18 protein-coding genes and 1 pseudogene are annotated in these 19,476 nt (G+C 74.3%); 7 read left to right on the forward strand and 12 right to left on the reverse strand.

Translation table 11 applies throughout. The features are described 5' to 3' along the window. Positions 1 to 36: 36 nt before the first annotated feature. The 8 genes from ABEB06_RS01225 to ABEB06_RS01260 form a co-directional block, all read right to left on the reverse strand. The gene (locus ABEB06_RS01225; protein ID WP_345694866.1) at positions 37 to 1,335 is read right to left on the reverse strand and encodes an ArsB/NhaD family transporter; all 1,299 of its coding nucleotides are present in this window, start codon (positions 1,333 to 1,335) and stop codon (positions 37 to 39) included. Beyond that, the gene (locus ABEB06_RS01230) at positions 1,332 to 1,796 is read right to left on the reverse strand and encodes a CBS domain-containing protein (RefSeq protein WP_345694867.1); all 465 of its coding nucleotides are present in this window, start codon (positions 1,794 to 1,796) and stop codon (positions 1,332 to 1,334) included. Before ABEB06_RS01230 ends, ABEB06_RS01225 begins: the two co-directional genes overlap by 4 nt. Before the next feature lie 75 nt (positions 1,797 to 1,871). Next, on the reverse strand, positions 1,872 to 3,149 hold the full coding sequence (locus ABEB06_RS01235; RefSeq protein ID WP_345694868.1) for a cation:proton antiporter: 1,278 nt from the start codon (positions 3,147 to 3,149) through the stop codon (positions 1,872 to 1,874). A gap of 426 nt (positions 3,150 to 3,575) precedes the next feature. Beyond that, positions 3,576 to 3,935 (reverse strand): hypothetical protein, encoded by a 360-nt coding sequence (locus ABEB06_RS01240; RefSeq protein ID WP_345694869.1) that lies wholly within the window; start codon positions 3,933 to 3,935, stop codon positions 3,576 to 3,578. A gap of 105 nt (positions 3,936 to 4,040) precedes the next feature. Next, positions 4,041 to 4,421 carry a hypothetical protein gene (locus ABEB06_RS01245; RefSeq protein WP_345694870.1) on the reverse strand — a complete coding sequence of 127 codons (381 nt, stop codon included), beginning with the start codon at positions 4,419 to 4,421 and terminating at the stop codon, positions 4,041 to 4,043. 147 nt (positions 4,422 to 4,568) lie between these two features. Beyond that, positions 4,569 to 4,904 (reverse strand): hypothetical protein, encoded by a 336-nt coding sequence (locus ABEB06_RS01250; protein WP_345694871.1) that lies wholly within the window; start codon positions 4,902 to 4,904, stop codon positions 4,569 to 4,571. After that, a complete protein-coding gene (locus ABEB06_RS01255; RefSeq protein ID WP_345694872.1) occupies positions 4,904 to 5,386 on the reverse strand; it encodes a hypothetical protein in 483 nt (160 codons plus the stop codon). The genes ABEB06_RS01250 and ABEB06_RS01255 overlap by 1 nt, the downstream gene beginning before the upstream one ends. A gap of 9 nt (positions 5,387 to 5,395) precedes the next feature. After that, entirely contained in the window at positions 5,396 to 5,953 is a 558-nt protein-coding gene (locus ABEB06_RS01260) for a YrhB domain-containing protein (protein ID WP_345701711.1), read from the reverse strand. A gap of 615 nt (positions 5,954 to 6,568) precedes the next feature. Between ABEB06_RS01260 and ABEB06_RS01265 the strand changes: the two genes are divergently transcribed. The 5 genes from ABEB06_RS01265 to ABEB06_RS01285 all read left to right on the forward strand — a co-directional run bounded on the left by ABEB06_RS01265 (position 6,569) and on the right by ABEB06_RS01285 (position 14,559). Beyond that, positions 6,569 to 6,715, forward strand: coding sequence for a hypothetical protein (locus tag ABEB06_RS01265; protein ID WP_345694873.1), 147 nt, complete (start codon positions 6,569 to 6,571; stop codon positions 6,713 to 6,715). Between the two features lie 180 nt (positions 6,716 to 6,895). Next, entirely contained in the window at positions 6,896 to 8,641 is a 1,746-nt protein-coding gene (locus ABEB06_RS01270; RefSeq protein ID WP_345694874.1) for an RNA ligase family protein, read from the forward strand. Further along, positions 8,641 to 11,532, forward strand: coding sequence for a poly(A) polymerase (locus ABEB06_RS01275; protein ID WP_345694875.1), 2,892 nt, complete (start codon positions 8,641 to 8,643; stop codon positions 11,530 to 11,532). The genes ABEB06_RS01270 and ABEB06_RS01275 overlap by 1 nt, the downstream gene beginning before the upstream one ends. A 145-nt stretch (positions 11,533 to 11,677) precedes the next feature. Next, positions 11,678 to 13,615, forward strand: a complete 1,938-nt coding sequence (locus ABEB06_RS01280) for a lamin tail domain-containing protein (RefSeq protein ID WP_345694876.1) — start codon at positions 11,678 to 11,680, stop codon at positions 13,613 to 13,615. 122 nt (positions 13,616 to 13,737) lie between these two features. Continuing rightward, positions 13,738 to 14,559 carry an NPP1 family protein gene (locus ABEB06_RS01285; RefSeq protein ID WP_345694877.1) on the forward strand — a complete coding sequence of 274 codons (822 nt, stop codon included), beginning with the start codon at positions 13,738 to 13,740 and terminating at the stop codon, positions 14,557 to 14,559. A gap of 28 nt (positions 14,560 to 14,587) precedes the next feature. On the opposite strand, the gene ABEB06_RS01290 is transcribed toward ABEB06_RS01285, so the two are convergent. After that, on the reverse strand, positions 14,588 to 15,277 hold the full coding sequence (locus tag ABEB06_RS01290; protein WP_345694878.1) for an alpha/beta fold hydrolase: 690 nt from the start codon (positions 15,275 to 15,277) through the stop codon (positions 14,588 to 14,590). 101 nt (positions 15,278 to 15,378) lie between these two features. On the opposite strand from ABEB06_RS01290, the gene ABEB06_RS01295 reads away from it, so the two are divergent. Further along, a complete protein-coding gene (locus tag ABEB06_RS01295; RefSeq protein ID WP_345694879.1) occupies positions 15,379 to 16,359 on the forward strand; it encodes a helix-turn-helix transcriptional regulator in 981 nt (326 codons plus the stop codon). Positions 16,360 to 16,388: 29 nt separating this feature from the next. On the opposite strand, the gene ABEB06_RS01300 is transcribed toward ABEB06_RS01295, so the two are convergent. From ABEB06_RS01300 to ABEB06_RS01310, 3 genes and pseudogenes are all read right to left on the reverse strand, one after another. Continuing rightward, the gene (locus ABEB06_RS01300) at positions 16,389 to 17,993 is read right to left on the reverse strand and encodes a phospholipase D-like domain-containing protein (protein ID WP_345694880.1); all 1,605 of its coding nucleotides are present in this window, start codon (positions 17,991 to 17,993) and stop codon (positions 16,389 to 16,391) included. 165 nt (positions 17,994 to 18,158) lie between these two features. Then, positions 18,159 to 18,548, reverse strand: coding sequence for a M23 family metallopeptidase (locus tag ABEB06_RS01305; protein WP_345701712.1), 390 nt, complete (start codon positions 18,546 to 18,548; stop codon positions 18,159 to 18,161). Positions 18,549 to 18,557: 9 nt separating this feature from the next. Next, a pseudogene (locus ABEB06_RS01310) lies at positions 18,558 to 18,833 on the reverse strand (peptidoglycan-binding protein); the annotation flags it as partial. A 192-nt stretch (positions 18,834 to 19,025) separates the two neighbouring features. On the opposite strand from ABEB06_RS01310, the gene ABEB06_RS01315 reads away from it, so the two are divergent. Beyond that, positions 19,026 to 19,472 (forward strand): hypothetical protein, encoded by a 447-nt coding sequence (locus ABEB06_RS01315; protein WP_345694881.1) that lies wholly within the window; start codon positions 19,026 to 19,028, stop codon positions 19,470 to 19,472. Positions 19,473 to 19,476 lie beyond the last annotated feature (4 nt).

Genomic DNA, 19,476 nt, shown 5'->3' on the forward strand with positions numbered 1-19,476 from the left:
ATGGTGTTCCCTTCGGCGGGCGTGGAGGGGCCGGGGTCAGGTGAGGGCGAAGTAGCGCAGCCAGAGGTAGAGGGCGGAGATGGCGATGGTGGCGGCGGTGACGGGGATGCCGTAGCGGGTGAAGGTCCAGAAGCTGATGGGTTGGCGGTTGCGTTCGGCGATGCCGAGGACGACGACGTTGGCGGAGGCTCCGATGGCGGTGGCGTTGCCACCGAGGTCGGCGCCGAGGGCGAGGGCCCACCACAGGACGTGGCCGTGGGTGTCGCCGACGGTGTGGGCGAGGTCGGCGGTGATGGGGGCCATGGTGGCGACGTAGGGGATGTTGTCGACGATGGCGGAGAGCACGGCGGAGCCGCCGAGCATGGTCATGGTGGCGGCGAGCGGGTTGCCGCCGGTGGCGTCGGCGAGGGCCTCGGAGACCGTTTCGATGATGCCGGTCTCGATGAGGGCGCCGACCATGACGAACAGTCCGGCGAAGAAGGCGAGGGTGGGCCATTCGACGTCGGCGAGGGCGTCCTTGGCCTCGACCTTGGATACGGCGACGAGCAGGCCGGCGCCGAGCAGGGCGACCACGGACGGGGCGTAGTGCACGACGGGGTGGAGGACGAACCCGGCGACGACCAGGGCCAGGACGGCGAGGCCCTGGACGAGCAGGCGCGGGTCGCGGATCGTCTCGCGCTCGTCGAGCGCCATGACCTCCGCCGCCCGGTCCTCGTCGTAGCGGAAGGCGTCGCGGAACAGGAAGCGGCACATCCCCAGCAGGACGACGGTCAGCAGCGCGGCGAGCGGGGCGAGGTGGACGAGGAAGTCGTTGAAGGTGAGGCCGGCGCGGCTGGCGATGATGATGTTCGGCGGGTCGCCGACCAGGGTCGCGGTGCCGCCGATGTTGGAGGCGAACACCTCGGCGATCAGGAACGGCGCGGCCTTCAGCGCGAGCCGGTCGCACACCAGCAGGGTGACCGGGGCGACCAGCAGCACGGTGGTGACGTTGTCGAGCAGCGCGGAGGCGGCCGCGGTGATGACCACCAGCATCGCCATCACCCGGAACGGTCTGGCCCTGGCCCGCTTCACGGACCAGATGGCCAGGTACTCGAAGACGCCGGTACGCCGCAGCACGCCGACGATCATCATCATGCCGAGCAGCAGGAAGACGACGTTCCAGTCGATGCCGGTGTCGGTGGAGAAGAACGCCGCACGGTCGTCGGTGGCGCCGATGGCCAGCATCAGGGCGGCGCCGCCGAGGGCGGCGGCGACCCGGTGGACCCATTCGGTGACGATCAGGACGTAGACGGCGGCGAACACCGCGAGGGCCGCCCAGGCCTGCCAGTTGCTCATCGGGCGGCCTCCAGCAGGTGCTTGAGCAGGTTCGCTGCGGTGACGGCGCCGCACAGCCGGGGGGTGCCGGCAGGCCGGCGTTCGAGGACGGCGACCAGCGGAGTGCGGCTGCCGGCCATCAGCGCGGCGACCTCCACCGCAGTGTCGTCCGCGTCGGCCGTCACCGGCGGCGGGACGTCCCTGGGGAGGCAGTCGCGCACCCGCAGGCCCTCCAGTGCCGCGCACATCCGGTCGGCGTGCGCCTCGTCGATCACCGCCGCCAGCGACGGGTCCTCCAGGACGTAGCCGGGGACGAGCAGGCGCACCAGTTGCGAGGCGGGCAGCACCGCCTTCGGCAGTCCGGCGTCGTCGACGACCAGCACCCCGGGCAGGCGCCGCTCGGCGAGCAGCCGGGCGGCATCCAGGGCCTGGTCGTCCAGGCCGATGATCGGGTAGGGCTCGGCGAGGTCGCGGGCACGCAACTTAGGGTCTCCTCGGTCGTCGGGGCGGGCCGGCCGCCGGGCTGTCCCCGGCGGCCGACAGGCAGGGCGGTGGTTTCAGTTGTCGGCGGTGGCTGCGGGAGTGCCGGCCGTCGGGACGGCAGCGCGGTCGGCGCCCGGTGCCCCGTGTGCAGGCCCGGGAACGATTCCGGGGGTGTCGGCATCGGGGGCGTCGATGTCGAAGAGGCGGGCGACGGGCACGTCCGAGCTGGAGTGCAGCACGATCGAGGCGGCGATGCAGACCGCGATCAGGGTGTAGGCCTGCTCGCCCTGCGGGATGCCGGCCTGCAGCACCAGCAGCCCGTAGACCACGGACGCGAAGCCCTTGGGGCCGAACCACGCGGCGACCAGCCGCTCGCGCCGGTCGATCCGCGAGCGCACCAGCGACAGCAGCAGCGAGGCGGGTCGGATCAGGACGATCGCCAGCACCACGGCCGCGTACCCGCCGACCGACAGGCCGGCGAACAGCCGCGGGGTGAGCAGCGCGCCGAAGACCAGCAGGGCGGCGAACTTGGCGAGTTCGGCGAGGGCCTCGCCCAACGGTTCGAACGCCCGCTTGGGTTGCGGTGCGACCGCGGCGAGGACGGCGCCGGCGCCGAACGCCGCCAGGTAGGGGTTGGCGTGGGTGAGGTGGCAGGCGGCGTACAGGACGGTCCCGGCGGCGAGCGGCAGCAGCGGCTGCAACTTCGCCTCCGCGCCCAGGCCCGGCAGGCGCAGCAGCAGGGTCAGGAGCAGCGGGACGGCCACTCCCAGCAGCAGGCCGCCGACCAGTTCCGCGCCGATCACCGTCAGGGAGGACTCGGTGCCCGCGGCGGTGGGGCCGGCGGCGGCGATCAGGACGAGGACGACGGGCAGGGCGAGGCCGTCGTTGAGTCCGGACTCGACGTTCAACAGCTGCCGCAGCCGGGCCGGGACCTCCTTGCGGCCCACGATCGCGGAGGCGAAGACCGGGTCGGTGGGGGCCAGCACCGCGCCGACCAGGAACGATGTCGTCCAGTCGAGGCCGACCAGGTAGTGGGTGACCACGGCCATGCCGGCGAACGCCAGCGGCATGCCCAGGCCCAGGGCGCGCGCCGGATGCCGCCACGCGGCGCGCAGCGCGGGGAACGCCAGGTGCATGCCGTCGGTGAACAGCACCGTGAACAGGGCGAGGTCGGCCGTGGCGGTCACGATCGGGTCGTGCGCGTCGATGTGCACCAGGCCCAGGAAGCCGTCACCGGCCAGCGCCCCCGCCGCCAGGAACAGCAGCGACGTGGACAGCACCGTACGGGCCGCCAGCCCCGACAGCAGGACCGCGACCAGCAGCGCGACCCCGAAAACAGCAACGAGCACCATGAAAACCCCTGGCGAAGAAGAGATCTGTCCCTTGTTCGCCGACCAGGCTTCCCGGCACTCCGCCACCGACTTTATACGACGTTTACGATTCCCTGACAGACCCCCGCACGACGCGTCCCCACACTGTTCCGCCCGGGCGCGTGCAGCCGCACCACCGTGGTGACGGTGCGCCGGTGAACCCCAGTGGATCCTCCTGGCCCCGGCCACCGTCCTGAGCGCGCCGCTCAACGCGGTCCCCCGCGCGACCGGCGCCGCCCCGACCGTCGTGCTGCTGGGCACCGTGGCGGGCGGCCTCTGTGTGCCGGCGGGACCACTCGTCCTGTCCATCCCGACAGCCGCCGCAGCAACAGGGTCCGGCAGGCCGGGGCCGACGCGAACGCCGCCGCGCGACACCGCCCACGCGCGGCCCGGGCGGGCGGGCCGCGGTCACTTCGCCGGCGGCGGGAACGGTGTCAGGTGCTGCGCCCCGGCGAGGCAGCCGCCCAGGAACTCGTCCTCGTAGGGGCCCTGGTAGAAGGCCTGGCTGCAACTCTTGTGGGCAGCCACGACGGTGACGATGTCGCCCGACCCCGCGTTCTTCAGCCCCACCAGGTAGCCCTCCCGGTACACATCGGCCCGGCTCGCAGGCTGCTTCCCGCCGCTGCCGTCGCCGGTCCCCGTGCCGCTGCCGACGGCGAGGCCCGCCGCGAAGACGGCGAGCAACGTGGCGGCGGAGCCGATCGCGAGCCACACCGTACGGCTGCGGCCCCTGCGCCCCGGCCCCGGCGCGTCGGCGTTCGTGGTCACCTGGTCCCCCTCGTCCGGATCATCGAATCGATCACCAGTGTGGCCGCCGGCCGGGCTCGCGTCAGCCGATCGTCCGTTCCCGTGGTTCCCGTGGCCGCGTGGGCGTCACTCCTGCAGCGGGACGAGGACGTCCTGGTGCGCGCCGTCGAGGACGAAGCCGTTGTCCCAGCGGACCCGGACGGTGACACGCTGGCCGCGCTCCTGGTGGGCCGCCCATTCGGGTTCCAGCGTGGCGATCTCGGCCTCCAGGCGTTCCCGGCTCGCCACCGGCATGGTGTGGCCGTAGTCCTCCAGCAGCGCGCTGAGCCGCTGGTACTCGCGGACCTCCTCGCTCTCCGGGAGCTCGCCGTCGACCTGCTGCACGGTGCCCTCGATCCCGGCGCCCAGCGACAGGAACCCCACCGATTCGCCGAACTCCCCCACCACCGCGGCGCCGATCCCCAGGTCCAGCGCCAGCCTGACGCGTCGTCCCGCCTCCAGGGCCATCCGTCCTCCACCTCTCCGCCGATCCCTGCCCCGCACGCCGCCCACCTGCGGCACCACCCATTATCCGCCGCTCCGTCACCACCCCCGGCTTCCCCGCCCCGGGGAGTCGGACCCCGTCACGCCGGTGCCCGGACATTCGGGCCGCCCCTACTGCCCCTCCGCGGTCAACCACGCGCCCAGGGTCTCGTGGAGCTCCTCCACCTGCGCCCGGTCGAGGACCACCGTCGCCCACCCCGGCCCACAGCCCGAGGAGGGATCCGCGACCTGACCGACCGACAGCCGCAGGTACTCGACCGGCAGGCCCTCCGGCGGCGCGACCTGCCATCGCACCGCCGGATGGCAGTGGTCGGGTATGGCCGCGACCTCGACCCAGCCGCCACGGGGGTCATCGTCCGCCGGGTTGGCGTGCGAGCCCCGGTAGACCAGCGGCGCGGCTGCGTCCCCGTCCTCGGCTAGCAGCAGCCAGGTGACGAAGATCGACATCAGCGCTCCCCCGGCAGCTCGACCGCATGTACGGGCCCCGGCCGCCACCGGAACCAGCAGTCCGTCCCGTCCGGCCGGTAGCGCGCGCCGTCGTCGAACCGCAACTCCCCCAGCAGGCAACGGGCACCGGACGGCGTCTGACGGTGCGGCGCGAGGAGGCGCTCCAGCTCGTCGTACCGCCCGTCGACCCCGCCGCTCCCGGGATGGCTGCCCCCGTCGGCCGCGCCCACCTCGTAACGGGCGTTCCACCGGACGAAGATCGCCCACTGCTCGCGTTCCAGCGCCATGGCAGCCCCGCTCGCCGGCCAGACCCAGTACGCATCGACCTCGTCGCCCTCGCCGAAGTCGTCGCTCCGGAAGTAGTGCGGCTCACCGTCGACACCGGCGGCACCCGCCCGCGGCCCGCTGTACCACTCGTGCTCGACGTGCACTCGCTCGAACCCGTCCGCAATCAGCCGGGCCTCGTCCCAGGTTCCCGTCATCCAGTCCTCCTACCGGTCCGGCCCGGCGACGGTGTGGACGGCGACGGTCGGCTCGGCGACCGGCCGGCGGGTGAGCGCGGCCAGGTCCTCCGGCGGCTCCCGGCCGTCGCGGACGGCCGCGACGTAGGCCTTCGCCTGCTGCAGCCGCAGTGCGGGCGCTTGGCGGCGCAGGTGGCGCATCGCCGCAACCGTGCCGTCGGACCGCACGAGCGCCGCGACGCCATCGGCCACCAGGTCTCGTGGTTGCTCGGCCGGAACCCCCCTGACGTGTTCGAGGTAGGGCCGCTCCCAGGAGCCGTCGACGCGGCCCGTCCAGGTGAGGTAGTGGATGCTCCCGTCCAACCGGTCGACGAGGTACGGCCCGTGGCCCACCAGCAGGTCGCTGAAGTTGCCGCTGCGGAGGTAGTCCAGGGATTGCCAGCTGACGACCCAGCAGAGCTCGTGCTCTCCCACACCCGAGACGGCGAGCCCGGACAGCCGTGCCAGCCACGGGTTCTGCTGCCGCTGTTGTGCCAGGAGCGCCTCGACCAGCGCCACGGCCCGCTCTTCAGTGATCACGTCCCTCATCATCCGGTCCGGTGCAACCGGGTTTCGGTCGCGTGGGTGGGCGCCGTTGTCGGCGGCTCGGTCTACGGTTCGGGACATACACGCCGGACGGAGGTCGTGAGGGACTCGCGGCCATGGGGGGTGGGCCGGCCAGGCCCCGGTGAGTGGTGCGGGCCCTGGCGGTTCGATGCCGTGACCCACCCCCCACTTTCACCGGCCGACCTGGTGGCGCGCTTCGCGCGGGTCCGGCGGATGGCGACCGGGTCTTCTTTCAGGGCCAAGCCTCCCCCGGGATGTGACGGCTGATCGGGACCAGGACGGACTGCGTCAACACGATCCCCGCCCACGTGCGGAAGCCCTGGCCTCTGCCGGCGCGCAGGTGTGCGGTGTCGTCCGGAACAGCGCCACGTTCGGCGCGGGGCCCGCCTACGTGACCGCACCGACGCTGACCTGCGGCGATTCGGGGATGCGAAGGGCATTGCGGCGGAGCGCAGTTACCGCTGGGTAGAGATGACGGGCCCCGATCCTCCCGCTTAGCCTCGTGCGAGAACGCAAAGGAGCTCCCGACGCTGCTTGGCCGCTCTGCCGGGAGCTCCTGTTCGGAACCGCTCACCGAGAGAACAGGAGGGCTCCGCGATGGAGTCTACGACTGCCGGTCCCGCACCGGACCGGCCCCGCGACCGCCGGGGTCGGCGCCTGCTGCGGGCCTTGTGCCTGAGGGCGGCGATGGGTGCGGCGTACGCGGCGGGCGGCGTGCTGGTCGCCTGGGCGCTCCACCGCTGACGCGGCGGCGTGTCGCCCCGTGCCCGGTCCGGGCTCCGGTCCGGTTCCGGTCCGGTTCCGGGGCGGTGCGACGTCGGTACGGGGTCGACCGGCAGCGCGGCGGGCGGAAATTGGCTGGAGGAGGTCGGAGCGGCCTCCTAGAGTGGCCGGGTCCCCGTCACCCCTGGTCAGGAGCGAACCATGCGCGTGTCCTACCCGCGGACGCCGCACCTGCCCTGGTCCCCGGGTGCGTCGGCGGACGATGTCCGCTCGGGCGGGCTGGAGGGGTTGCGCGGCCGGGAGGTCGTGGTCACCGAGAAGTTCGACGGCGAGAACACCACGCTCTACCGGGACGGTCTGCACGCCCGTTCGCTGGATTCGGGCCACCATCCGTCCCGGGCCTGGGTGAAGGGCCTGCAGGGCCGGATCGGTCCGGCGGTGCCGGCCGGGTGGCGGGTGTGCGGGGAGAACCTGTTCGCCCGTCACTCGCTCGCCTACCACTGCCTGGACGGCTGGTTCTACGGGTTCTCGGTCTGGGACGACGCGGACCGCTGCCTGGGCTGGGACGAGACGGTGCGCTTCCTGCGCCGGCTCGGCGTCCCCGCGCCGCGGGTGCTGTGGCGCGGGGTCTTCGACGAGAAGGCCCTGCGCGCGCTGCGGCTGGACACCGCGCGGGTCGAGGGGTACGTGGTCCGGACGGCCGAGGGTTTCCCCCGCGAGGACTTCGGGCTGCGGGTCGCGAAGTGGGTGCGGCCGCAGCACGTGCAGACCGACACCCACTGGATGCACGCCGCCGTCGTGCCGAACGGGCTCGGCCCGGCGGCCGCCCTGTGGGCGGTGCGTTCGGGCGGTCCCGTCGAGCTGCCGGCCGTGCTGGCGGCCGCCGGGCTGGACCCGGAGCGGGCGCCGGCCGCCGAGGCGGCGGTGGAGGACCTGACGGCCCGTCTCGACGGGCTCGGCCGGCGCGGTGACGCCCGGTTGGCCGGGGTGCTGGCGGCGGCGCTGCCGGGCAGCAATCGGGCCGGGCTGGCCGCGCGGCTCGCCGCTCCGCTCGGGATGCCGCTCGCCCGCCGGGTCGCGGACCTGGTCGGCCTGCACCCGGTGCTGCGGCGGCCGTACCCCGACGAGGACCGCCGGGCGGGCCTGGTGCGGCTGGCCGCGGCGGCGGATCTCGGCGTGCTGCACGCGGTGGCCGCCGCCGTGACGGCCAGCCTGACCGACGGGGAGGCGGCGGACGCCCGCGAGCAGGTCGAGTGGTCGGCGGCGCACGCCGAGGACGCCGGTCTGCTCGGTGAGGCCCCGCTCGCCGAGCTGCGGACCGGCCTGCGTTCGGCGCTTGCCGGCCTCGCCCCGGACGCCGCCGACCGCTGCTGGGCCGAGGCCCGGGAGGCGTTCGCACTCGGCCGGGTGAGCGGCGTGGACGACGCGGTGGCGGCGACCTGGCGGTGGCGCTCGGGCGGCTTCCCGCAGCTGGTGCAGTTGGTCGGCCCGTCCGGCAGCGGCAAGAGCGTCTTCTGCGCCGACCTGCCAGGGGTGGCGGAGCGGGTCTCGCTGGACGGGCTGCGCGAGGAGCGCGGTGACCGCGGCGACCAGCGGGCCAACGCGGACGTGCTGCGCGAGGGCCTGGACCGGCTGGACGCCGCGCTCGCCCGCGGCGGGACCGTGGTGTGGGACGCCACCTCGCTCAACCGGCAGCAGCGCTCGCTCGCCCTGGGCGTCGCGCAGCGCCGCGACGCGCTGGTGACCCAGGTGGTGTTCCTGGTCGACGAGGAGGAGCTGGCGCGGCGCAACGGGGTGCGGCCGCACCCGGTGCCGGCCGGGGTGCTCGCCACGCAGCTGCGCCGCTTCGGGCCGCCGTACGCCGGTGAGGCGCACCGCACCCGGTACGTGGGCGGGTCGGGCACGGTCGAGGACACGGCGGGCACGATCGGCGGGGAGGACTCCTGATGCGCACCAGCGAGCAGATCTACCACCGGGTGCGGTGGGACGCCCGGTTCGACCCGTCCCGGTTCGTCCTCGTCGTCCAGCAGCGCGGGGCCGGGCCCAAGCGCGTCCCGCTGGACGGTTTCGCGCCGGGCGGGGACGTTCCGTGGCACCGGGTGATGTCGGTGGAGGCGGACGGCGAGACCGTGTGGGACCGGGCCGCCGGGGTGGACCGGCTGGACACCTCCGGGGCCGGCCGGGCCGGCGACGGGCGGCGGCTGCACGCCCCGTTCTTCACCGCCCGCACCCCGCACGCCTGGGACGGCACCGCCTGGACGCCGAGCACCCCGGCCGGACACCCGAGCACCCCGGCCGGGCACCCGACCGGGTCGCCGGGCCGGGACGCCGTCCGCGTGGTCACCTGGAACACCCTGTGGGACCGCTACGACGGCGAGCGGATCGACACCGCGCGCCGCCGTCCGCTGCTGCTCGCCGCGCTGCGGCGAACGGACGCGGACGTGGTCGCCCTGCAGGAGGTCGAGCCGGCCCTGGTCGAGCTGCTGCTGCGCGAGCCGTGGCTGCGGGAGGGCTGGACGGTCGGCACCGATCCGCGCGGGCGGGACGTGCCCGAGTGCGGGCTGCTGCTGCTCAGCCGGCTGCCCGTGCTGGAGGCGGGCCGGCACCGGCTGGGCCCGCACAAGGCGCTCGCCGCGGTCGTCGTCGACACCGGCAGCGGTCCGCTCACCGTCGCCGCCACCCACCTGACCAGTGACCACACGGAGGACGGACCGGCCCGTCGGCGGGCCGAACTGGCCCGGATCGCCGAGGGCCTGGCCGGTGTCGAGGGGGACCTGGTGCTGGCCGGCGACTTCAACGACGGCCGCGGCGGTCCGGACGGCCCGGCCGCGCTGCTCGGGCTGCAGGACGCCTGGAGCGCCGTGCACGGCGCCGGCGACGACACCCCCACCTTCGACCCGGCAGCCAATCCGTTGGCCGCCGTCTCCTCGCTCTCCGGCCGGGCCTCCCGGCTGGACCGCGTCCTGCTGCGGCCCGGCGGCCCGCAGGCCCGCACCGCCGTGCTGCTCGGCGACCGCCCGGACGCGGACGGCCTCCACCCGTCGGACCATTACGGTGTGCAGGTCGATCTGGGCCCCGGCGGCGCCGTACCGGGCGGCGTCTTCGACGTCGCGCCGTCGGTGCGCACCGCGCTCGCCTGGCTGCCGCCGGACGCGCTGTGGCCCGCGGTCCAGGCGGTCCGCGCCGAGCACGACCCGCAGATCCACCGCTGGCCGCCGCACGTCAACGTGCTGTACGGCTTCGTGCCGGAGTCCGAGTTCGAGGCGGCCGCGCCGCTGCTCGCGGAGGCTGCCGCCGGGGTGGCCCCGTTCACCGCCCGGCTCGCCGGGGTGCGCAGCTTCCGGCACCGCGGCGACTCCACCGTGTGGCTCGACCCGGCCGCGGACGGCGCCGGCCCGTGGCAGGCCCTGCACCGGGCGCTGCTGGACCGCTTCCCGCGCTGCCGGGGGCGCTCCGAGGGCTTCACCCCGCACCTGAGCCTGGGCCGCACCGGGGACCCGCACCGGTTCGCCGCCGAGTGCGCGGCGCGGCTTCCCGCCGCCGAGGTGCCGGTCGGCGAGCTGGTGCTGCTCTCGCGGCGCGGCGAGGAGCCGATGCGGCCGCGCGCCGTCCTCGCCCTCGGCACCGGCGAACTCCGCTGGCTGCCCGAACCCGCCACGTCCCTGCCCGGACCCGTGCCCGGCGCACCGGACGCCGCACGCACACCGGATACCGCACGCGCACCCGGTGCGTCGGACGCGCTCGCCGGCCGTGTCACGCGGCGGCTGGCCGAGGCATTCGCCGAGGGCGTGCTGCACCTCGTCGGCTCGCGGCGGACGGGCTGCGCGCTGCCCGGCGCCGACCTCGACCTGGTGGCCGCGCTGCCGGGCGAACCCGATCCGGCGGCGCTCGCGGCGCGGGTGGCGGCGGCACTGCCGCGGGCCGTCCGGCTGCGGCAGGTGGTCGGCGCCCGGGTGCCGGGGCTGCGCTTCGACGTCGACGGTCTCGCCGTCGACCTGGCGGTCGTGGCCACCGGGACGCTCGACCCCGCCGAGGCGGTCGCCCGCCGGGCCGAGCTCGGCGGGGCGGCGGCGGTGGCGCTGAGCGCCGTGTCCGACGCGGACGCGCTGCTGGCCGCGGTCGGCCCGCGCCACGCGGCGTTCGCCGCACTGGCGCGCGAGGTCAAGGCGTGGGCGAAGGCCCGCGGACTGGACTCGGCGCCGTTCGGCGGCCTGCCCGGCCTCGCCTGGTCGGTCCTGGCGGCCCGGACGGTCGTCGACGCGCCGGACCTCGACGGCGCCGACCTGCTGCACCACTTCTTCGGCAGCTGGGCGGCGTGGGACTGGCGCGAGCCGGTCGGCCCGCCCGCCACCGCCCCGGCGGGGCCGGTGACCGTCGCCACCCCGACCGCCCCCGTCCGCTCCTGCACCGAGCAGGTCACCGACGGCGGGCGCGACCTGCTCGGCCACGAGCTCTACCGCGCCTGGGAGATCCTCGAAACCGGCGACGACGCCACCGACGCGCTGCTCACTCCGCCGCCCCTGCACCGGCGGCACGCGGCCTGGGCGGTGCTCACGCTCCGCGGCGACGGCCCCGACGCGCTCGACGCCCTGCTCGGCCAGGTCCGCGGCCGGATCCGGGCCCTGGTCGCCGCCCTCGACGACGCGGGCGTCACCGACGCCCACGCCTGGCCGCACCCGTACGCCACCGGCCCCACCACCCACCTGGCCGTCGGCCTCGGCCGCACCCCGCCCGACCCGGACGCCCTCGCCGCCCTCACCACCCCCTGGATCCGCGGCCTCCCCGCCGGCGTCACCATCACCCTGCGCCCCGGCGGCGACGTCCCGACCCTCTGCTGACCCCGTCTCACCTGCCGGGACGGCCCGCGCCTGTCGTTCCTGCGGGCAGCAGCCCGGATTCAGCCGGAGTACACGCGGTTTCCACGTTGCGTCGCCAGAGTTCCCCCTCGTGCCTATCTCACATTCGCGTGCCGGCGTCGCTTCCGTGTGCGCCGCAGCTCTGACGTTCTCCGGTCTGGTCGTCACCGGGATCATCGCCGCGCAGCCTGCTGCCGCCGCGGACCCGGCGGGGTTCCAGAACGTTCGGATCAACGAGCTCACCTCGAACGGCTCGGACACGGTGGAGCTGTTCAACGCCGGGTCGACGGCGGTGAGCATCAGCGGCTGGAAGATGTCCGACGACGGCTTCGCGCCGCAGTCGTTCAGCCCGTCGTCCACCACGATCGCGGCGGGCGGCTTCGTCACCTTCAACTCGCCCAAGGGGCTGGGTGACTCGGACAAGCTGGTGATCTACACGGCGGACGGGACGGTGGTCGACCGGGTCGACTGGGCCACCAACAACGCGAAGCCGGCGATGGCGCGCTGCGGAGGCGACGGTACGGGGGCGTGGGTGACCACGGTCTCGACGACGACGTTCGGCTCCGCGAACGCCTCGGGCTGCCCGGCGTCGGTCCCGGCGGCGAGCAGGGTGCGGATCAACGAGGTCACCTCCAACGGCTCGGACACGGTGGAGCTGTACAACGGCGGGACGAGCGCGGTGAGCATCGGCTCGTGGAAGTACGTGGACGGCGACACCACGCACGCCGCGGTGACGGTCTCCTCCTCCTCGCCGAGCACGACCAGCATCCCGGCGGGCGGCTACGCGACGTTCAACTCCACGCTGGGGCTGGGCGACAACGACTCGGTGTTCCTGCTGGACGGCAGCGGCAACACGGTCGACTCGGTGAGCTGGGCGACGGACGGCGCCAAGCCGTCGGACGAGCGGTGCGCCAACGGCACCGGCTGGTTCCGCACGGCGGTGACGGCGACGCCCGGCGGTGCCAACGACTGCACGGGCAGCGGTGGTGGCGGCGGCGGTCAGACCGGCCGGCTGCTGGGCGGCGGCGGGTCGCTGACCAGCGGCTGCGCCCCGGAGGCGCCGTCGGGTACGGGTTCGGCGCCGGCGGGCACGTCGGCGTGGCCGGGCGGGCTGGACGTGACGATCGCCGACAACGTCTGCGCGTTCACCACCTCGACCGGTCCGGAGGGCCGGGACCTGAGCGGTCTGGCGTTCGACCCGTCGAACCCGTCGGTGCTGTGGGCGGCGAAGAACAAGAACTGGCTGTACAAGCTGGTGAAGAGCGGCGGCACGTGGGTTCCGGACGCGTCGTGGAGCGCGACGGGCAAGCAGATCCGCTTCGCGGGCGGCTCCGGCCAGCCGGACGCCGAGGGTCTGACCGTCGGCGCCAACGGCCACGTCTACGTGACGTCCGAGCGGGACAACACCAACAACACCGTCCCGAAGGACACGGTGATGGAGTTCGACCCGGCCGCCACGGGCACGACCCTGACGCCGGTCCACCAGTGGGACATGACCTCGCAGTTCCCGCAGCTGAACACCGGCAGCAAGGACGACGCCAACCTTGGCTTCGAAGGCGTCGGCTTCGTGCCGGACGGCTGGCTGACCGCGAACGGCTGGGTCGACCCGCTGACCGGCGCCGCGTACGACCCGGCGAACTACCCGCTGCACGGTTCGGGCCTGTTCTTCGCGGGCCTGGAGTGGGACGGCTCGCTGCACGTCTACGGCCTGAACTCCGACGGCACGTTCACCACCTTCGGCACCGTCGCGACGGGCAAGGCCTCGGTGATGGACGTGACGTACGACGCCGGGACCCAGCGCATCATCGCGACCTGCGACAACACCTGCGGTGAGACGCACACCCTGCTGAAGGTCAACGCGAGCGGCGCGATCGTGCCGGACGTGACCTACACCAACCCGGCCGTCATGCCGGTCGACAACCTGGAGGGCTTCGCCCTCGCGCCGACCTCGACCTGCGTCAACGGCTTCCGCGAGGCGGTCTGGAGCGACGACGGCAGCTACGGCTTCGGCCCGGGCAGCTCCTCCTACGGCCACTCGGTGTACAGCGGCACCTTCCCCTGCTGATCGGGGCACCTGCCCGCGCGTGTTCGGCGGCCCGTCCGGTGGATTTCATCCCCCGGGCGGGCCGTTCGCCCTATGCTCCTTCGAAAGTGTCCACGACAAGTGGTGCAGACCGAGGAGCGCAGATGACGAACTCCGGCCCGCGGCAGCGCACTTCCGCCGAGCCACCGCCCCGCACCACCCGTCGCCGGATCGGTACGGTGCTCGGCGCCGCCGTCCTGCTGCTGACCCTGCCCGGGGCGACGGCCGAGGCCGAGTCGCTGCCCAACCTGCCCCAGAACGCCGGTGGTTACGAGGCCTCGTTCTCGCCGGTGTACGACTACGACACGGACGGCTGCTACGCGGTGTCGGCGATCGCGCCGGACGGCACGCTCAACCCGGGGCTGAAGACCAGCGGTGCGATCAACGGGAGTTGCCACGACCAGTCGGACCTGGACCGGTCGCAGACCTACGCCCGCTCGAAGTGCAACAACGGATGGTGCGCGATCGTGTACGCCAGCTACTTCGAGAAGGACCAGACGGTCGCCGGGTGCTGCGGCCACCGGCACGACTGGGAGCACGTCGTCTCCTGGGTCGACCAGGCGTCGAACCGGGTCGAGTACCTGACGGTGACCCAGCACGGCGGCCAGTCGACGTACCCGCGCTCCTCGGTGCGCTTCGACGGCACCCACCCGAAGGTGGTCTACCACAAGGACGGGCTGCCGGCCCTGACCCACCTCTTCCGGCTGGCCAACGCCAACGACGAGCCGCCGGAGAACCACTACCACACCTGGCGCCGGCCGCCGATCGTGGACTGGAACGGCTGGCCGAGCACCTGGCTGCGCGACCGGCTGAACGACGCCGACTTCGGCTCGGCCACCATCAAGACCACCGACAAGGACGACCGCTTCCGCAACCTGCTGAACGCCTCGAAGCCCGCCGGCATCCCGTTCGACCCCTGGGCCTGAACCGTCGGGGCGACAGGCCGTCGGACCGTCAGGCCCGGGACGCCACCTCATCGAGCAGCTTCGCGAGTTCGGCCGGCCTGCTGAACATCGGCCAGTGGCCGGAGTCGATGTCGGCGAACTCGACCCGCTCGGCGAGGGCCAGCGCCGGGACGTCGCCGGCGGCGACCCAGGTGCGGGCCTGCTCGGCGGTGAACTCCGGGCAGAGCACCGTCACCGGCACCCGGTAGCGGCGCGGGTCGTTCAACCGCACGGTGCCCCGGGCGACCTTCTCGGGGACGGGGACGGCGTCGGCCGCGAGGCGCTCGCGCAGCTCCTCGCCGAGGTCGGCGCTGTCCGCGCCCGCGAACGGCTCCCAGCCGGGGAAGGCCATCGCGCCGTCGCGCACCTCGAAGAGGTCGGCGTACGGGTGGCCGTCGTCGTGCGGGAAGCCGCCGATCATGACGAGGTCGGCGATCCGCTCGGGGCGGGCGTCGGCGACCATCCAGCCGAGGCTGCAGGCCGCCGAGTGGACGACGAGCAGGGGCTTGCCGGCCGAGGCGTCCACCGCGGCGACCACGGCCGCCACCTGGTCCTCCAGGGTGGCGGACGCGTTCCCGTCGCCCTGCCCGGGGAGGGTGAGCGGGCGCGGTCGGTGCCCGAGCTCCCGCAGGGCCGGTACCACCGCGTCCCAGGCGGTCGAGCCGTCCAGCCACAGTCCGCCGATCAGCAGGATGTCCACAGTGATGCTCCGTTCCAGGTGACTTGGTGTGCTTCCATGCTAGGAGCGGTTCAGGACGATCGGCTTCCTGATTGCACGGGCGTCCGCCTACGCTTTCCGCTGTGGAGACCGGAACCAGCCCCACCGCCCGCGCGCTGCGCACCTTGGAGATCCTGCGGACCCGCCCGGGCACGACCGCGGAGCAGCTGGCCGAGCGGCTCGGGGTGACCGACCGGGCGGCCCGGCGGTACGTCGCGATCCTGCGCGAGGCGGGGATCCCGGTGGAGTCGGAGCGCGGCCCGCACGGCGGGTACCGGCTGCGGCGCGGGACGCGGCTGGCCCCGGTGAGCTTCACCCAGAGCGAGGCGCTCGGCCTGGTGATGGCGGTGCTGGACGCGCGGCCCGGTGCCACCGGTCCGGACGATCCGGTCGGCGCGGCGCTGGGCAAGGTGGTCCAGGTGCTGCCGGAGGAGGTCGGGCGGCAGGCGGCGGCGCTGCGCGAGCACGCCGCGGCGGCGCCCGATCCGTACCCGGCGCACGCCGATCCGGCGGTCACCAGTGCGCTGGTGGACGCGATCGCCGCGCGCCGCCGGGTGGTGGTGGCCTACCGCAGCGGGGCGGGCGAGGAGTGGCGGGCGGAGGTGGATCCGTGGGCGGTGGTGGTCCGGCGGGCCCGCTGGTACCTGCTCTGCCACTCGCACCGCTCGGCCGCGGTGCGCACCTACCGGATCGACCGGGTGCTGGCCGTCGAGGAGACCGCGGTCGGGTTCCGGATGCCGGAGGACCTCGATCCGGTGGCGGTGCTGGAGGAGAACCTGGGCTCGGGCTGGGCCTTCCCGACCCGGGTGGTCTTCGACGCCCCGCTGGAGCGGGTCGCGCCGTGGGTGGGGCCGTCGATGGGCCGGTTGACGGCGGCGGAGGGCGGGCGCTGCCTGCTCGTCGGCAGCACCCGCAATCCGGCGATGTACGCGCAGGAGTGGCTGGCGCAGGTCCCGTTCGGGTACCGGGTGGAGGGCGGCCCGGAGCTGCGCGAGGCGGTCGCCGCGCTGGCGGCCCGCCTCCGCGCGGCCCTGGCCGTGCCCCCGGCCGATGGGAGCCCGTAGCGGCGCGGTGCGGGCCTTCGCGGCGGCGGTCAGGCGTTGCAGACGCCCGTCGCCCAGTCGACCGTCGCGGTGGGCTGCGACCAGCGCCACTCGGGTGCGAGCAGCTCGCCGTCCAGCCGCGCCGCGGCCGCGCGGTCCTCGACGACGTACCCGAAGTCCTGCAGCCACGCCGGGTACAGGTTCTTGGAGCCGATGTAGAACGCGGAGCCGTCGACCGCGACGAGCTTGTGGTGCAGCGCGTACGGGTGCCCGTCGGCCCAGGTGGCGGTCGGCGCGGCGCGGAAGGTGGCGAGCTGGAGGTTGCCGCACAGCGCGGCGCGCGCCTTGGCGGGGTCGCCGGTGGCGGCGAGCAGTTCGGCCTTGAGCAGGTCGCTGATCTCGGCGAGCGACGTGATCTGCGAGTAGCCGCCGCTGCCGACGGTGCCGCGGTTGGCGGGGTCGCTGACCACGATCCGCACCTTGACGCCGGCGGCGAGCTTGGCGGCGAGCAGCCCGTACAGCCGGGTGTCGTGGCGGGGCAGCGGCGGGCAGGTGCCGTTCATGTCCTGCTGGGAGATCTCGATGTGGCCGGTGGCGGAGGCGACCAGGGCGCGGAGGGCGTTCTCCTCGGGGTTGACCGTCTCGTAGTCGCGGTCGGCGTTGGTGTTGTCGTGCAGGGCGACCGGTCCGCACTTGGCGGTGGTGGCGCCGGTGGCGGGCGCCGGGCGGTACGGGGAGCGCGGGTCCTTGGCCTTGATGCCGACGCCGAGTCCGCCGACGGCGATCACCGGGACGCCGCCGACGGGGGGTGCGGCGGGGTTGAGGTCGCGTTCGAGGGCGGGCCGGCAGGCGGCGCCGTCGCTCGCGGCGAACCAGGCGTTGTCGAGGACGCCGGTGTGGCCGCAGGTCCACTCCCAGAGGGTGTCCAGGTAGCGGGCGGCGGAGGTGGTGGCGGGTCCGTCGAGGGCGAGGTCGACGTCGGTGACGGGGTGGGTGGTGTCGAGGTAGTCGTCCTTCCACCCGTTGATGCCGCCGGCGATCACGTGCTGTCCGTCGACGACGAGCAGCTTGGAGTGGTTCCAGGAGAAGGCGGTGCGGGAGGTGGTCATCGAGGCGACGGTGAGGCCGACCGAGCCGGCGGCGGTGCCGAGCCGGGAGAGCAGGTCGTCGCGGTAGCGGGAGGGCAGGACATTGGCGTTGTAGAGCGGCGCGGCACCGACCAGGATCCGGACCTGCGGGCGGTGCCCGGCGGCGACGGCGGCCTTGAGGCCGTCGACCAGGGCGTCCTCGAACCCGCCGTTGGGGAAGGGCGCGAGGGTGGAGACGTCCACGGTGCGGGTGGCGGCCGCGACGGTGCTGCGCATCCGGTCGAGCAGGGCGCGGGTCCCGGGGCGGTCGGCGCAGGCGGCGTCGCCCCAGCAGCCGGGCGTCTGCAGCAGCCAGCCGGCCGGGTCGAGCGCGTTTCCGTCGGTGCGTTCCCAGACGGTGCCTTCCAGTCCCGGCGACACCTCGCGCAGGGCGCGCTCGACGGCGTCGAGGTGGGCCGCGCCGTCGTCCGCCGCGTGGGCGGGCAGCGGGGCGGCGAGGGTGAGCAGGGAGGCGACGGCGGCGGCGAGGACGGACCTCGACGCACGGCGGGGCCGGGAGAAGCGCACGGGTGGTTCCTTCGGGACATGACGGGTGATCGCCCCTCGCGGGGCCGATCAGAGCATTACCCGAAAGTAACTTGATGTCCATTCAGAGCATGACAACCAGTCACCCGGCCGGATCTCCCCCTGCCGACCGGCCCCCGCCGGTCGGCAGGGGCCGGAGCCGTACCGCTACCAGACCGGTGGGACGTCGCTGCCGTAGCCGCCGCCCGCCGGCCGCTTCTCGAAGTGGAGGTGCGGACCGGTGGCGTTCCCGGTGTGTCCGACCCGGGCGAGGGTCTGGCCCGCGCCGACGCCCTCACCGCTGGTGACGCCGCGGGAGGACAGGTGGCAGTACCAGAAGTCCGAGCCGTCGGAGCGCAGCACCAGGTAGTTGCCGTACCCGTCCGCGTCGAAGCCCGTCTCGCTGACCACGCCGTCCAGCACCGCGACACAGGTGGCGCCCTCGTCGGCGGCGTAGTCGGCGCCGGTGTGGTGGCCCGCCTGCCAGGAGCCCGGGATGCCGTAACCGGTGGTGACGCCGTGCCCGGGGACCGGGGATCCGACCCCGCCCGAGCTCACCGTGCCCGCCGGAACCCCCAACCGGTCCCAGGAGGCCTGCCCCGGGATGCCGTCCGCGTCCGGGCCGGTGAAGCCGAGCTTCTGCTGCCAGGCGGCGTACGAGGCGCGGTCCGCGTCGCTCCACTGCGGTCCGGGTCCGACCCGGTAGCGGCTGCACCCCTCCTCGACCAGCCGCCGGCCCATCGCGGTGATGACCGGACTCCGCTGTCCGTCGTGGAAGAACCCCGCTCCGGGGAATGGCTGCAGTGCCATGACCGTCTCCCTCTCTCGTGGCCCGGGGCCGCCCCGACACTCCCACCGTGGTCCCGCGGCCCCGCCGCGTCAACGCGGGGCGGCCGGTGCGTCCGGGTGGGGCGGCAGGTACGTCTCGGTGTGCCCCGGGTGACGCAAAGTTGCCCGCCGGAAGGGGTGTTGCCCGCCGCCGCGGGCGCGGAGACTGGTGACTGTGGGGCATCCCGGCAGCAGGAGGCGATCCCCATGAACACAACATCCGCCCGGTCCTCGCCCACGCTCCGTCACGTCTGGCGGGCGACCGTGGTCGCCACGGCCGCCCTCGCGACGGCCACCGCGATCGGCACCGCCGCCCCCGTCAGCGCGCAGGCCGCGACCACGAGCAGTGTCGTGTCGGCCTGGACCAGCGACGGCTGGGGCGGCGGCACCGTGGTCAGCAGCCCGGCGGGCATCAACTGCCACCAGACCGCGTGGGACCCGTACGACGGCTCCGACACCTGGCAGTCGGCCCCGAGCGGCCCCTGCGAGGCGTCCTTCCCGGTCGGCACGGTGGTCACCTTCACGGCGACGCCGGACCCCGGGTCGTACGTCAACTACGGGCCCGACCCGGCCAGCCTGACCGTCCGGGTCGGGTACAACGCGACCTACGTGATGTTCTGTCCGACGGACAACCTCTGCTCCGCCTGGTACTGAGCAC

This window comes from Kitasatospora terrestris, from assembly GCF_039542905.1.
GTDB lineage: Bacteria > Actinomycetota > Actinomycetes > Streptomycetales > Streptomycetaceae > Kitasatospora > Kitasatospora terrestris.